At 44.2% G+C, this 14,845-nt stretch carries 10 protein-coding genes; 8 read left to right on the plus strand and 2 right to left on the minus strand.

Going from position 1 to position 14,845, the window contains the following annotated elements; genetic code table 11:
* Window positions 1–184 precede the first annotated feature (184 nt).
* The 8 genes from K1X84_15070 to K1X84_15105 all read left to right on the plus strand — a co-directional run bounded on the left by K1X84_15070 (window position 185) and on the right by K1X84_15105 (window position 11,495).
* The gene (locus K1X84_15070) at window positions 185–3,244 is read left to right on the plus strand and encodes a glycosyl hydrolase (GenBank protein ID MBX7152948.1); all 3,060 of its coding nucleotides are present in this window, start codon (window positions 185–187) and stop codon (window positions 3,242–3,244) included.
* A gap of 76 nt (window positions 3,245–3,320) precedes the next feature.
* Entirely contained in the window at window positions 3,321–4,376 is a 1,056-nt protein-coding gene (locus tag K1X84_15075; protein MBX7152949.1) for an efflux RND transporter periplasmic adaptor subunit, read from the plus strand.
* A complete protein-coding gene (locus K1X84_15080; protein MBX7152950.1) occupies window positions 4,373–4,831 on the plus strand; it encodes a GNAT family N-acetyltransferase in 459 nt (152 codons plus the stop codon). The genes K1X84_15075 and K1X84_15080 overlap by 4 nt, the downstream gene beginning before the upstream one ends.
* Entirely contained in the window at window positions 4,821–5,282 is a 462-nt protein-coding gene (locus K1X84_15085; GenBank protein MBX7152951.1) for a hypothetical protein, read from the plus strand. Before K1X84_15080 ends, K1X84_15085 begins: the two co-directional genes overlap by 11 nt.
* A gap of 40 nt (window positions 5,283–5,322) precedes the next feature.
* A complete protein-coding gene (locus tag K1X84_15090; GenBank protein MBX7152952.1) occupies window positions 5,323–8,442 on the plus strand; it encodes an efflux RND transporter permease subunit in 3,120 nt (1,039 codons plus the stop codon).
* Window positions 8,443–8,578: 136 nt separating this feature from the next.
* Window positions 8,579–8,764, plus strand: coding sequence for a hypothetical protein (locus K1X84_15095; GenBank protein ID MBX7152953.1), 186 nt, complete (start codon window positions 8,579–8,581; stop codon window positions 8,762–8,764).
* A 30-nt stretch (window positions 8,765–8,794) separates the two neighbouring features.
* A complete protein-coding gene (locus tag K1X84_15100; protein MBX7152954.1) occupies window positions 8,795–10,354 on the plus strand; it encodes a hypothetical protein in 1,560 nt (519 codons plus the stop codon).
* Window positions 10,347–11,495, plus strand: coding sequence for a hypothetical protein (locus K1X84_15105; GenBank protein ID MBX7152955.1), 1,149 nt, complete (start codon window positions 10,347–10,349; stop codon window positions 11,493–11,495). Before K1X84_15100 ends, K1X84_15105 begins: the two co-directional genes overlap by 8 nt.
* A gap of 160 nt (window positions 11,496–11,655) precedes the next feature.
* Here the strand turns inward: K1X84_15105 and K1X84_15110 are convergent, their stop codons facing one another.
* Window positions 11,656–14,373 carry a DEAD/DEAH box helicase family protein gene (locus K1X84_15110; GenBank protein MBX7152956.1) on the minus strand — a complete coding sequence of 906 codons (2,718 nt, stop codon included), beginning with the start codon at window positions 14,371–14,373 and terminating at the stop codon, window positions 11,656–11,658.
* A 158-nt stretch (window positions 14,374–14,531) separates the two neighbouring features.
* On the minus strand, window positions 14,532–14,845 hold a 314-nt coding region (locus K1X84_15115), incomplete at its 5' end, for a CPBP family intramembrane metalloprotease (protein MBX7152957.1).

The raw sequence follows: 14,845 nt of genomic DNA on the forward strand, positions 1-14,845 counted from the left end.
AAATTTTTTCTTTCTGATTTCGTTTTAATTCTGTACACTTCACGCCTAAACCATTTTCCACAACGACCCGCATTCAGGAGACATTGCCGTGAAATTCATACTTGCCCTGCTTTTACTGGCAGAAACATTGACGTTGTCTGCTCAGACAAAAATTAAAACCTACGATAAGAATTTAATTAAGGCCATGACGTGGCGATCCATCGGTCCTTATCGGGGCGGACGTAGCGTTGCCGTGGCCGGGCATCCGGACCAGCCTTATACTTATTATTTCGGCGGAACGGGCGGCGGAGTTTGGAAAAGCGGTGACGGAGGTATGACATGGCTCAATATTTCCGATGGATTTTTCAAGACCGGTTCTGTCGGTTATATTGCCGTTGCCGAATCGGACCCGAATGTGATTTATGTCGGCATGGGCGAGTCGGCTATTCGCGGGAATATTTCATACGGCGACGGTGTATACAAGTCCGTCGATGCCGGCAAAACATGGACACACTTGGGACTGCAGGAAACTCATTTTATCGGTCGCGTCGCTGTGCATCCGAAAAATGCAGATATCGTATATGTAGCCGCTCTCGGCCATGTTTTCGGCCCCAATAAAGAACGCGGCGTTTACCGTTCGATGGACGGAGGAAAGACATGGAAAAACGTTCTGTTCAAAGACGATAAAACCGGCGCGATCGATATCGTACTCGATCCGCGCAATCCGCGCGTTGTTTATGCGTCGATGTGGGAATGTTACCGTAATCCCTGGAGCATGTCGAGCGGTGGTCCGGGTTCGAGCCTTTATCAATCCACCGATGGCGGCGACACATGGACGGAAATTACAAAAAACCCCGGATTGCCCAAAGGCATCGTCGGTAAGATCGGTCTATCCTGCTCATCCGTAAAAGACGGCCTCGTATGGGCGATCGTAGAAAACGAAAATGGCGGTGTTTTCCGGAGCGACGATGCCGGCAAAACATGGACGCGCACCAATGAGAGCCGCGATCTTCGCCAGCGCGCATGGTATTACACGCGCATTTTTGCCGATACAAAAAATCCCGACGCGGTGTATGTCGTCAACGTTCAATTTCATAAATCCATCGACGGCGGTAAAACTTTCAAAACCATGTCTTCCCAACACGGCGATCATCATGACTTATGGATCGACCCCCGTAATGCCGACCGCATGATTCTTGCCGATGACGGCGGTGCCGTCGTTACGTACAATGGCGGACAAACATGGACGGATCAGGATCAGGCAACGGCGCAATTTTATCACGTCGCGGTGGATAATCAATTTCCTTACCACGTTTTCGGGACGCAACAAGATAATAGTTCTGTCGAAATTCTCAGCCGTACTACGTCTTATGGTATCGATACCAAAGACTGGTGGACGTCGGCCGGTTGTGAATGCGGATATATCACGCCGCATCCTACAAAACCGAATGTTACCTTCGGCGGATGTTATGCCGGATATTTAGGACGATACGACCGTTTGACGGGACAGGAACAGAATATCATGCCGTGGCAAGAATATGCGACCGGCGGCGCTAATGAATCGAAATTTCGTTTCCAGTGGACATTTCCTATCGTCATTTCGCCGCACGATCCGAATGTATTGTACGTAACGGCACAAAATGTTTTTCGTTCAACCGATGAAGGCATGAGTTGGACCATGATCAGTTCCGATCTTACGCGTAACGATGCCAGTAAACAGGTTTCTTCCGGCGGACCGATCACTAAAGATAACACTACGGTTGAGTTTTATAATACGATTTTCGCTTTTGCCGAATCGCCTAAAGAAAAAGGCGTACTGTGGGCCGGTTCCGACGACGGTTTGATCCACATCTCACGCGACAATGGCCAGTCATGGCAAAACGTTTCGATCAAAGATTTCGGCGAAGGGTTGATCAGCATTATCGAACTGTCCACATTTGACGCTGGAACGGCATACGTTGCCGCAACGAAATACAAGTTCAACGACTTTCAGCCGTATTTATACAAGACCGACGATTATGGAAAAACATGGAAGCGGATCAACGACGGAATCCCTGTTGGGGCATACACAAGAGTCATCCGCCATGATCCGAACCGTAAAGGATTGTTGTATGCGGGCACGGAAACCGGTGTGTATGTTTCGTTCAATGACGGCGATGCGTGGCAGCCATTGCAAATGAATTTGCCGGTCGTGCCGGTTCACGATCTCGCCGTGCAGGCACGGGAAATGGATCTTGTCGCGGCAACACATGGACGGGCGTTTTGGATACTCGATGATTTGTCGCCGTTGTACCAGATCAGCGATGATATCGCCAAATCGGAAACGTTTTTATTCAAACCGCGGCATACTTATCGCATCGGAGGATTTCAATTCAAACAAGACGGCGTTCCTGTCGGCGTTAATCCGCCGAACGGCGTTTTGATCTATTTTTATTTTAAAGATAAACCGAAAGAGGAAGTGAAATTAGAATTTCTCGATGCCGACGGTAAATCCATTATCACGTATTCGAGCAATAAAGATCAAAAAGGAAAAACGGTCGAGCCGTCGAAGGAGTTTTATGAAAATCCCAAACCGAAGGAAACACGGATGGATATCGTACCGGCTGATACCGGGATGAATCTTTTTGTCTGGGATATGCGTTATCCCGATGCGATAGAAGTCCCCGGCGCGATTTACGACGGTGGCAATTTGCGCGGACCAAAAATCATTCCGGGTACGTATCAGGTTCGCCTCACCAATGGAAAAACCGTTCAGACACAATCATTTGAGATCAAAAAAGACCCGCGCATTGCTACAACGCAGGAATCGTTCAAAGCGCTGTTGGATTTATTACTTACAATGCAATCGAAACTGAATGAAGTTCAAAAAGGCATTAACAGCGTTCGTGACATTCGCAAGCAAATGAATGCCGTGACAGCCTCTTTGAAAGATACCACGCTCAGCAAATCGATTAAAGACGCCGCCAAACCGTTGAACGATAGCCTCACAGCCATTGAAGAAGCGTTGATTCAGACAAAACTCAAAGCTTCACAGGATGCATTGAATTATCCGATCAAACTGAACGATAAATTAGTGTCACTGATGGCTTATGTAGCACAGGCCGACGAACGTCCGGCCAAACAATCGTACGAGACGTTTGACGACCTGGCGCGGCGAATCGATGCCGCTTTGATTAAATTAAAGCCTCTGACTGAAAATGAGGTTCCGAAATTCAACGCGTTGGTCAAAGATAAAATTTCAGCTATTACCTTAGAGAAGAAATAATTTTTATTCTGGCGAGTTCTATTGATAATTCCGTTGTATCGCAGAATTTTAATTTGAATAACAAAGAGGATGGATTATGCTCTATAGATCATGTTTAGCAATGGTGTGTCTTGTTGTACTGGCCGGTTGTTCCGATCCGCAGGGCGCCGGCAAATTTGCCATGCCCCCGATGCCGGTGGAAGTAGCACAGGCCAAACTTCAAAAAGTTATCGACCGGTTTGACGGCGTGGGTACGATCGAAGCGACCGACGCGATCACCGTCGTTTCGGAAATCAATGCGGCCGTTGTCAGTCTTCCTTTTCAGGAAGGCGGTTACGTTAAGAAAAACGATTTGATCGCTCAACTAGATGACGGGCAACTGGCTGCGGAAGTGGCCCGCGATGAAGCTATCGTGACGCAAAACCGCGCCAATTACGAACGTATCAAAATATTGGTCGAACAAAAAGCCAGCGCAGTCAAAGATCTCGATGACGCAACGGCCGATCTGAAAATTTCCGAAGCGAATCTGGCGTTGTCCAAAGCAAAATTTGAAAAAACACGCATTCGCGCACCCTTCAGCGGTTTGATCGGCGCACGCAAAGTCAGCATCGGAGCTTTTTTGCGAACGGGCGATGCGATCACGGAACTCGCCAATATCGACGAAATCCGCGTGACGTTCGCGGTGCCGGAAAGATTTTTACTTCAATTGAAGCAAGGAACTGAAATTACTGTTTCGTCGGCGGTGAATCCAGATCTGGAAGTCAAAGGCCGTGTGACCGTCATCGAACCGATTGTCGACGAATCGACGCGCAACGCGCGGGTAGTCGCTCGCGTGGCGAACCCAGGTCAGAAATTTCGTCCCGGTATGTCGGCTAATATTTCAGTCGTGCTCAACGAACATGCCAACGCGATCACGATTCCCAATGAAGCGATTTTTGCCAGCGGCAATCAATCGTTTGTTTTTGTCGTAAAAGCCGACAGCACGGTTGCACGGACGGCGCTCACGCTGGGTATTCGTTTGCCGGACGTGGTCGAAGTTCTCAATGGGTTGGAAGCGGGCGCCACTATAGTGGAAGCAGGACATCAGAAATTATTCGATGGTGCGAAAGTCATGCCGATGGCCAGCCAAACGAACGGTCAAGCGAAACCATGATCCGGGTTTTTACCGAAAATGATTACGACGCACTGATCGCTATTTTTAAACTGAATACGCCGAAATTTTTCGACCCGAATGAACAAAAAGATTTTGAAACGTATCTCAAGGATTATGCGGCATATTATTTTGTGATCGAACTGGATGGCAAGATCGCCGGCGGCGGCGGATTGAAATTTCAGAACGATAAGAAAATAGTTCGCATTTCATGGGATCTTCTGCATCCGGATTTTCAAAGCCGTGGTCTCGGCAGTGAATTGCTCCGGCACCGGTTGAATTGGCTCGGTGAACACATGGATCAGCATCCTAATCTTCAGAAAATCGAATCATGGACGTCGCAGGTTTCGGTTAAGTTTTACGAAAAATTCGGATTTGTAACCCGCGAAATTAAAAAAAACTTTTGGGGAGCCGGATTGGATTTGTACCTGACGGAAAAGGCTTTTAGTGGCAGCTAAGTCCATAACCATTGACGGTGTAAAATTCAGAGCCGTGAAAAATGGCGTCAAGGCGGCCACCGAGCTAAAACAAGGCGCTTATTTCCAAGACGCCGATCTGGAAAGCATTACATCGAAATACAGAAAGCTTATTACGCAGGCAATGGATCACTTCGAACCGAGGTTTCGTTCATTCCCAGGTTCGCTTCCCGAAGCATTACTGAAAGAACTGACCGAGTACGTGACGCTCTATGCAATGTTTCTTGACCATGTTGTTGGGAGTCCGATTCGGGTTTCGAAACGAGACTGGGATAGTTGGGCGCTGCAGTGTCACGTCTATCATCTTGTCAAAAACACCTGGCCGCGTAATAAAGAAAAAGCTGCAGCCGTGACGGCTCAGCTTCTTGGTCTTTCAAAAGAAGGTTTTGCCCATTGGCAGGAAGGTTTAGAGCGATCGATGGAGTACCGTTAATACAGTAAAAAATTATAATGAATCATATAAAGGATAATCGATGAAACTCAGTCATATTTCAATCCAACGGCCGGTTTTGGCGACCGTTATGAGCCTGACGATCATGCTGTTCGGTATTATCGCATTTTTGCGGTTGCCGGTGCGTGAATATCCCGATATCGACGCGCCGATCATTTCCGTCGTGACGTTGTACCGCGGCGCGAGTTCGAGCGTGGTCGAAACGGAAATTACCAACGTGCTCGAGGAGCAATTTGCGACGCTGGAAGGCGTGAAAACGCTGACGTCGTCGAGCCGCGAAGAAGGTTCGGTCATTACGATCGAATTCGAACTGACGCGTAACGTGGATGAAGCGGCGAACGACGTGCGCGACCGTGTGTCGCGTATCCGCGGCGCATTGCCGCAGGAAGTTGACGATCCGGTCATTTCGAAAGTCGATGCCAATGCGCAGGCGATCGTCTGGCTGGCGTTGTCAAGCGAACATCATAACGGGTTGGAACTGACCGACATCGGCGACCGCATTCTGAAAGAACGTATTCAACGATTGCCCGGCGTGGGTTCGGTGATCATCGGCGGCGAGCGGCGGTACGCCATGCGCGTATGGCTCGACCCGCTCCGGATGGCGGCTCACGGCCTGACGACGCAGGATATCGAAGCGGCGATCCGTCGTGAAAATGCGGAAATCCCCGGCGGACGCGTCGAAGGACTCGGACGTGAATTCGCCGTCCGTACGCGCGGCGAATTAGCCAAAGCGGAAGAATTCGGTGCGATCATCGTCGCTCAAAAAAATACTAACATCGTTCGTTTACGCGACGTCGCCGATGTCACCGTCGGCGCGGCGGATGAACGTACCGTCGCCCGCTACAACGGTTTACCCGCCGTCGGTCTCGGTATCGTCAAACAATCCAAAGCCAGTACCGTCGACGTGGCCGCAGCGATCCGCGCCGCTTTGCCGGAATTGGAAAAATTATTGCCGGAAGGCATGAGACTCGACGTCGCTTTCGATTCATCTGTTTTTATCAATGATTCGATCAGTGAAGTTCAGGAAACGCTTCTGATCGCGATGGGACTTGTCGTTCTGGTCGTATTTGCCTTCTTGAAAAGTTTCCGCGCAACGTTGATCCCGACGCTGGCGATCCCGGTTTCGATCATCGGCGCGCTTGCGATCGCTTACTTCCTCGGATATACGATCAATATTCTGACACTCCTCGCGATGGTGCTCGCCATCGGTCTTGTGGTAGACGACGCGATCGTCGTTTTGGAAAACGTGTATCGCCACATGGAAATGGGTAAATCGCGCTGGCAGGCAGCGATTGACGGAAGTAAGGAAATCGGTTTCGCCGTCATCGCAACCACGATTGCACTCGTCGCCGTATTTATTCCGCTCGCATTTCTCACCGGCTCGGTCGGTCGTTTATTCAATGAATTCGGTATCACTGTTGCTGTCGCCGTGTTGATCTCCGGTTTTGTGGCATTAACGCTGACGCCGATGCTGTCGTCTAAAATTCTCAAACCGCTGCACGGAACTGGTACAGGTTGGGCGGCGCGGTCGTTTGATGCGTTTTTTGAATTTCTCGATCGTGCGTACGCGAAAATTCTCAACGGCGCTTTGAAACATCGTGTCTGGATGCTTTCAGGCGCGGTGTTATCCGTGATGGTCAGCGCCGTGTTTTTTAAATTTATTCCGAGCGAATTGGTTCCAACTGAAGACCGTGGAATCGGATTTGGAATCGTGATTGCTCCGGAAGGCGCCACGCTCGAATACACCGACAAATACATGCGCGAAGTTGAAGCGCGGTTGATGGCGCGTCCCGAACGCCGCGGACTTTTTACCGCGATCGGGTTAGGATTCGGCGGGCCCGGACGCGTGACCAACGGATTTATGTTTATGAATCTTAAACCGCGGCACGAACGTGAAAAATCGCAGCAGCAGATCGTGCAGGAACTTTTCCCGCAGTTGATCTCGATCCCGGGCGTACTCGCGTTTGTGATCAATCCGCCGAGCATCGGCGCGAGTTTTACGTCGCGACCGGTGGATTACGTACTGCAGGCGGACAGTTATGAAGAATTAAATCAGGCCATCGGTGCAATGATGGGCGAAGCGATGAAACTCGGTTACCTGATCAATATGGATACCGATCTGCGGCTCAATAAACCGCAACTCGATATCAGCATCGATCGCGAACGCGCGGCAGGTGTGGGGGTTTCCGTATCTGAAATCGGTTCGACGCTGGAAACATTTCTCGGCGGACGCACGGTGACGAATTTCAAACGCGGCACGAAACAGTACGACGTCATTTTACAGACGAAAGCTCAAAACCGTTCCACGCCGGATGCGATCCGCGATCTGTATGTGCGCGGGACTACGGGACTCGTGCAACTTGCCAACGTCGTGAAAATCAATGAAACGGTTTCGCCGAAAGAATTAAATCACTACAACCGCGTACGCTCGGCGAATATTTCGGCCAGTCTTCCGCCGGGATTTCCGCTCGGCCTTGCGCTGGACGATCTCGACAAGATCGCTGCCAAAGTATTACCGGCGGGCGTGAAACGCGAATTCGCCGGCCAGTCGCTCGAATACAAAACATCGAGCGCAAGTTTATACTTTATGTTTTTGCTCGCGGTAATTTTTATTTATCTCGTCTTGTCGGCGCAATTCGAAAGTTTCGTTCACCCGTTCACGATTTTATTATCCGTGCCGCTCGCGGTATTCGGCGCTCTGCTCACGCTGTTTGTTTTCGGTCAAACTTTGAATATTTATTCGCAGATCGGGTTGATCATGCTCATCGGGCTCGTGACGAAAAACGCAATCCTGATCGTGGAATTCGCCAATCAATTGCGTGCGCAGGGCGAATCGGCTCTTGAAGCGGTGCGTAAAGCCGCAACGATCCGTCTGCGCCCGATCCTGATGACGTCCTTTGCGACGATCTTCGGCGTTTTACCGATTGCGATCGGCCTGGGCGCCGGAGCGGAATCGCGCCGTCCGCTCGGTCTTGCCGTCGTCGGTGGAATGTTTTTCTCGACATTTCTGACGCTGGTGATCATTCCCGTCGTCTACACACTGCTTGCTAAATTCACGAGCAAATCCAAACACGAAAAACCGGAAGAACTACATGGCGTGCCGGTCGAAAGCGGAAGATTGATTGCGGAGAAGGTACTATAAAAAACAATAAAATTATATTGACATCGCGTTAATTTTCCTTAAATTAAGTCTAAAGGTGAAGTGAGAACTTTTATCCTACCAATGCGTAATCATCAATAACGACAATTATTTAATTATTGCAATGAAAGGAATTCTTATGCCGAGTAAGAATCACCAATCAATTTTTGGGAAAATGCTAGACAATCCCGAAAAGAAGCAAGTATTTGAGAATATTAGCAAATCTCTTAACGAAGCACATAAAAAATTAGAATCTGATCGCAAGCGAACAGGGGCTTACATTGAGGAACAAAGACTACTTCGCGCTAAGAAAGCAAAAGTATAATTTTTTTCTCAAAAATCATCGTAGCTGTTTATGGACTTTCCAATATCTCTGTCAAATTCAACCAAATTAGGTGATTTGGTTGAAAAAGCTAGTCTTAACCTGATTGAAATTAAAAGCAATTGGAAAGATGAAGTATTTTCGATTCTCGAGAATAAATTAGAAAAACCGAGTGTTTTAAATTCTATTTTGGAGTTTGCAGAAAAGGAACTTAAGGCCAAAACTGTTCTTGTTGAGCCATACATTAGTAGTGATTGGGCTGACGAATATCAAGCATGGTATTCAAGGACTTTCCATGATATTCCAAGAATGGCAAAACGATTACATTTTTTTTCGAGGGTTAATGATAATAAGGAATACCTAAACCCCGAAGACTTATATAATCTACCGAAAGAGTTTACACAAAAAAATCCAAGTCCATATTTAGGTTATTGTGTTGTTCGCCCGCTTATTCCAACTACTGTTGCAGAGACAGTGCTAGTTAGCCCTTATAAAGACAATGAAAATGGTGGCTATGTCCACTGCTTGCCGAGATTTGTTTCTCATATTTTAGGACATGAATTTAAAGTATATGGAATGCCCTTTATTGAACAGGATGAGGTTGTTTCTGTATGCGCCGAAGCAGATTTGTGGATGCTTGCAAGGTATCTTAATGCTCGAAATTTCTCACGAAGATATCGCCCCAGTGAAATGGCCAAGAAAGCTAATTTATTATTTAGTGTTGGAGCACCGCGTGATGGTTTAGTTGTTTACCAGATGTATAATGCATTAAAATCCATGGATTTTAATGCAGAGTTGACCTATCCGGGAGGATCAGACTGTTCCGATCATTTACGTTTATTATATGCTTGTGTTAAAAGTGAAATTCCGGTAATAGTTGCAGTTCCAGAACATGTGCTGACAGTAATAGGTTATAAATATGGGAAAGCACAAAATAATCTTGGAATAAATGATTCTTTTTGTTCTTACATCGATGCATTTATTGTTCACGATGATACTAAAGGACCCTATCAAACCCTTAAAATCGATAAAGAAGTAAAAATTGATGAAAAAACAAAAGAACTATACAATTTTTTAACCATAGGTGGAATGCCTGTTGAGCAATGCCTTTGGGTAATGCCGGATAGAGTATTTCTAAGAGAAAGTGATGTAAGAAACTTAGTTTCCAAGTATCTTGATTATATACATCATTTTGATTATTGGAAAAAAGAAGAAGCTCTTGAGCTTATATCTTGCATTTATTTAAGACGGGGTGATCAATTTAAAACAGACATTTTTCCTGGTAATAGTCATACAAGACAAAAAAAATGGCGTTCGATGGAGATAATTGCCTACTATTGGCAAATGCAATTACCTCGGTATGTTTGGATTGTTGAATTTACAAAAAAAGATTCGATTCCAGAGAATACTCCTTGGGAAAGAGATATTATAGGTGAGATGATTATTGATTCAACTGCTCATCCAAAAGATTTCATTAATTCAATACTTGCTTTTCATTTAAATGGCAAGCTCATGGCTGTCGATGATGTAAGGCTAAGTACTCAAGAAAGCCCTTATTCACCGCTACAGAGGACGCAAAACAATTATGAGTGAAACTGTCGCTCAACTATTAGAAAGTTTAGTTGAAGATCAATGGAGGGTTCAAAATGGCTTCTCAGATGATTTGAATAAAATTCATGATAAATTATTTGATGAAAATTGTAATGAAACTATCACTAAAACCTGTATTAATCTATGGCTGCAAAAAAATCAGCCATGCTTATTTGGTCGCATAGCAGCTAAACAAGATCGCCTTGAATTCTGCATTCTTGATGATGCAGACCTCCAATCACCTAATTCTACAATTGAAAAAAAAATCCAAATGTCTCGTAGACTTTGGACACGAGATGGCTTTGAAGGAAAAAAGAGTGGTTTCATAATTTTTATTAAATCTCAAAGAATATCACGAGCTTTGCCCGACGGAAATATGAAAAAATTAGCCCAAAAAATTTGTTCTCTATATCTGTTAGATAATGTAGATTTTGATAAAATATATTTAGATAATATCTGGCTTGAAAAACCAGGAAATCCCAAAGCGGCATGGATGTGGAATACAGGAATTAACTATTTTTGTTCACAGGCTGATAAACGATGGTGGCATGATCATAGGATTCCAGGAGGAATGGCTTTGTCAATTAATTCTGTCGGACATTTAGTAAAGTCGACTACTTTACAAAAGAAAATGCATGAAATAAATGAGGAATTATCTATTGAAAATGAAAACTATCTTGAATCAAAAGTGGATTCTTTAGGTAAAGCCTTAGATTTTGCGATGCGTACTATTGACTTAGCGTTTGAAACTCATTCTGGAAGGGCTACTGAACTAATACCTATTAGTGAAGCGCCTCCAAAAACAAAATGTCCTATTGTTCTTCCGGAATTTCTCAAAAATAAAAGTTTCTGTCAGTACAAAGGATACTACCATACAGATATTACTCTTCCCTCAGAATATTTTGTGAATTCCGTTGAGAGGCCTAAAGATATTAAACCTCATGTGCTTGACTTTACATATTTATTTGATGAAAACCCTGAAAATTATGATTATATAAAACAAGGCATAGGACGTCGTGTGCGAGGTTTTTATAAATCACGAATAAAGCCAATATTTAAAGGGTTCACTAAAGATTCAAAATCAAAAGCTTTAACTGTGAAAATAGAAAATCAATGGCGTTTAGTTTCTGCTTTGAAAAATTAGAATGTGATATATCTTGCGCTTTCCAAGCTTATTTTTAATCGTTAACCCCGCTGGATGTTATTTTAGGAGGGAAAATTTCTTAAATCAATAAGATTTTTTAAGCATTTGTGAATACACAAAATTCGTGTAAATTCAAAAAAGTCTTTGGGAATATTTCTTCTCATCGCCATTTGTTTAAACGTTCTATTTTATTGTCAAATTGTGCCGCTAATGATTGTATCCTTGAATTCAGAATTAACTTTCTGCCATCGATTGTCCTTGTAAAAATCAGATCGCAAGCACCTACAAGGTTTTCCCATTGGTTCTTGAAGTATTCAGCCAGATTCTTATTTCGACCGAGTAATTCCGGAACCGAATGATAATCTTTTTGCCGTATGAAAAACAAAAACCTGTTTTTTCTTATTATGACGTACCGGGGATTGTCAATGGGCGCAATTATTTCCTGCAACGCATTTATAAAAATCGATCTTTCGAAGGTGCTCCCACCGTCCAAGCGACAATAAACAGTCCCCAAATTGTCAACGGATGTTTCAACTTTTAATTTGTAATGGTCGGTACTGATCGCTCCGGCTTCAATCAAGGAATTAAGCAAGGCATGACCGATTTGCCGGATGTCTTTTGAAATGTCGCGATATTTGAAATAGAGCCTGAGTGTCCTGTAAGTTTGTCCGCCAAAAATTACCATCCCAATAGTGCCAAAAACAGTTAGCCACAAATACAGGTCATTAGCCGATTTGATTTTGGAAATGTCAACATTTTGCAAGCTCTCCAGCCCATAACCAAGTATGCCAGAGCCTAGTGTCGCTAAGGCATTGGCGATCGTTTTACTTAGATACATTGATTTCAAGGCATTGTATTTCCTTTTTCCGGGGAATGGAATTTTAATTTCCTCAACTAGATTAACTCCTTTTGCCAGCGCATCCTTCCAATGCTGTTTGAGAGCTGCTCGGTTACCGGCATGACTGAACATTTCATTGTTTTTCTTTTCGAGCTCTTCTTTATTGTAAATGTTTTCTGGCAAATTCAGCCGGCCGATTCCGTTCTCAATAGCAGATTCATTGTTGAATGGAATACCTACAAAACTTCTGAAACGCCTTTTCAGTAAATCAAAGTCGTCTCCTCCGGCCGGTAATGTCGGATCAATGCAGACTAAGTGCCAAATATTTCCCGTTTTGTTTTGATTACCGTTTTGTGTTCGTATAGCTCTGCCACGCATTTGATTGGAAAGAACGAATGACCCGACAAAACTTGCCAGAATTAAAGAATTGATCGCGGGTGCATCCCAACCTTCTCCCAAAAGCGATTTTGTTCCGATAAGCACTTCAATTTCACCATTCTGAAAGATCTGAGTCACGATATGAACGATACCGTTTTTTAATTGATCGTTCTGATTGATCAGAATGTAATCCGAGTCGAACGAAACCGGACTTGAAATGATTTGTGTAATGCCGTACTCGGCCGCCTTCGCTTCAAATGCCGTAAAAGAACTGGCAGGAATAATAATGATAGAACCAGTTAAAACTCCGATTTTTTTACGATCACTGTTTTCTCGTCTTAATTTTTCAAAAATTGGAATGACCCCGATTTTACTCAACTCCACGTCGTTCACATTCCCATTGACGAAAAATTCTTTCCGGATAAAATCGGAAAGTATGACTAAGCGCAAATCTTTACCCAACTGCTTATATTCAAAGTCCACGATTTCTTGAATGCCGTTGAGTTTATTAATGCTTGAAGTCAAAAAGCCCGCTACCCGTTTATTCTGTAAAAAATTGATTTGGCGCCTTTCCAAAGCGCCGTATCGTTTTAATCGGTTCTCAAGAGTTCTCTGATGTTCTTCAAATTCCCTGAAATGTTCTTTTTCATGGTAAAGATAAAAATCTAAAAGAGTTTCGATCCATTCATAATCGAGTGCTGGAATTTTCAATTCTTTATCACCGATGATTTCAAGGTGAGTGTCAGGGATTTCCTTATTGTTGTCGTGAAGATAGATCAAACATGCCGAGTAAAACGCAAGATTATTGTATATCCAATCCAATTGTTCCATCGGGCTTTGCCAGATAGGATGATTTTCGATTGCCCTGATTATGGTCTTATCATTTTTAATTTCCTGAAACAACTTTTCAATATTCTGCCTAAAGTGAAGGATGTTTCGATTTTCTTCTTCCGTCGGGAATGTGAAGTAAACGTAGTCCTGGTGTGGACACAAATCGTCTTCATTAACCAATTCGGGAACAGAAATTTCCGTGTCCACAGGTCCGTTTAAAGCAACATACCGTTGCCATTCATTAGCCGTTACGTCGTAAGGCGGTGTTGCGGTTAAGCCAACGATAATCGGATCTAATTTTTCTTTTATTTTTGTAAGAGTCTGCCACCATTCATTTTTCAAATGGTGGGCTTCATCCGCCACAATGGTTTTTATGTTTTGAGACTTTAGTTCGCTGACTATAGTCTCAAAATTTTGGTTCGTTAACTTGTCTTTTTCGTTTTCTCCCGTTTCATCTTCATCTTCCGTATCAACTTCCTCAATTTTCAAGTTATTACAAGCTGCATGAAGCCCCTGATACGTTACAACAGTCATAAATTTTGGATGTCGAATATCTCTCGAAATCCAATCAACAGACTGTGTAGTTTGGAGAAACAATTCGCAAAATCGTTGTATCCATTGATTACGGATTGCGATAGTCGGTGCAAGTATTAAAGTCGGTTGGTTTAGCCGGATGGCTACTTCAAGCCCCAAAACCGTTTTTCCAGAACCTGGCGGTGCAATGACGTGTAAATGCCTATCCGTTAAATGTTCTTGCAACTCGTCCAGTACCCGCTGTTGGTATTTCCGCCAACGGTATTTGAATGTTATTTTTTTGGGATATTCTGTCAATGTCTCGATGTCATTTGGGCTTACGTGATAGAGGCGATAAACACGATGGCCTGTTGAAATCTATTTTAGGAGGGAAAATTTCTTAAATCAATAAAGATTTTTCAAGTGTTTTTGAATACACAAAATTTGTGTATTCCTTGCCGCTTTTGCACTTCGATTTAGAAAATAAATCGCTCTACCGTTGCAATAATATTGCCGGTCATATGCATGCCTATGGGTGTATAGAGAGATTGAGTATAGAAGCGTGCATAACCGTATAAGGACGCGTCAATGAAAGTTTGTACGATCCCTATATTGGATGTCAGAGTGTTTTGATAGGCAAAATTATGAAGTAATACAAAAAAACAGGCTTGAAGAAATATGGCCAGATGTCTATTCAGGTTTCGTTTTACCAGTACATTTAAAATCAGGCCTCTGAAAATAATCTCCTCAGCGACAGGCGCCAGAACAACCGTCCCTATGATTCTTATCA

This window comes from bacterium, from assembly GCA_019695335.1.
Taxonomy (GTDB): Bacteria; CLD3; CLD3; order SB21; family SB21; genus JABWBZ01.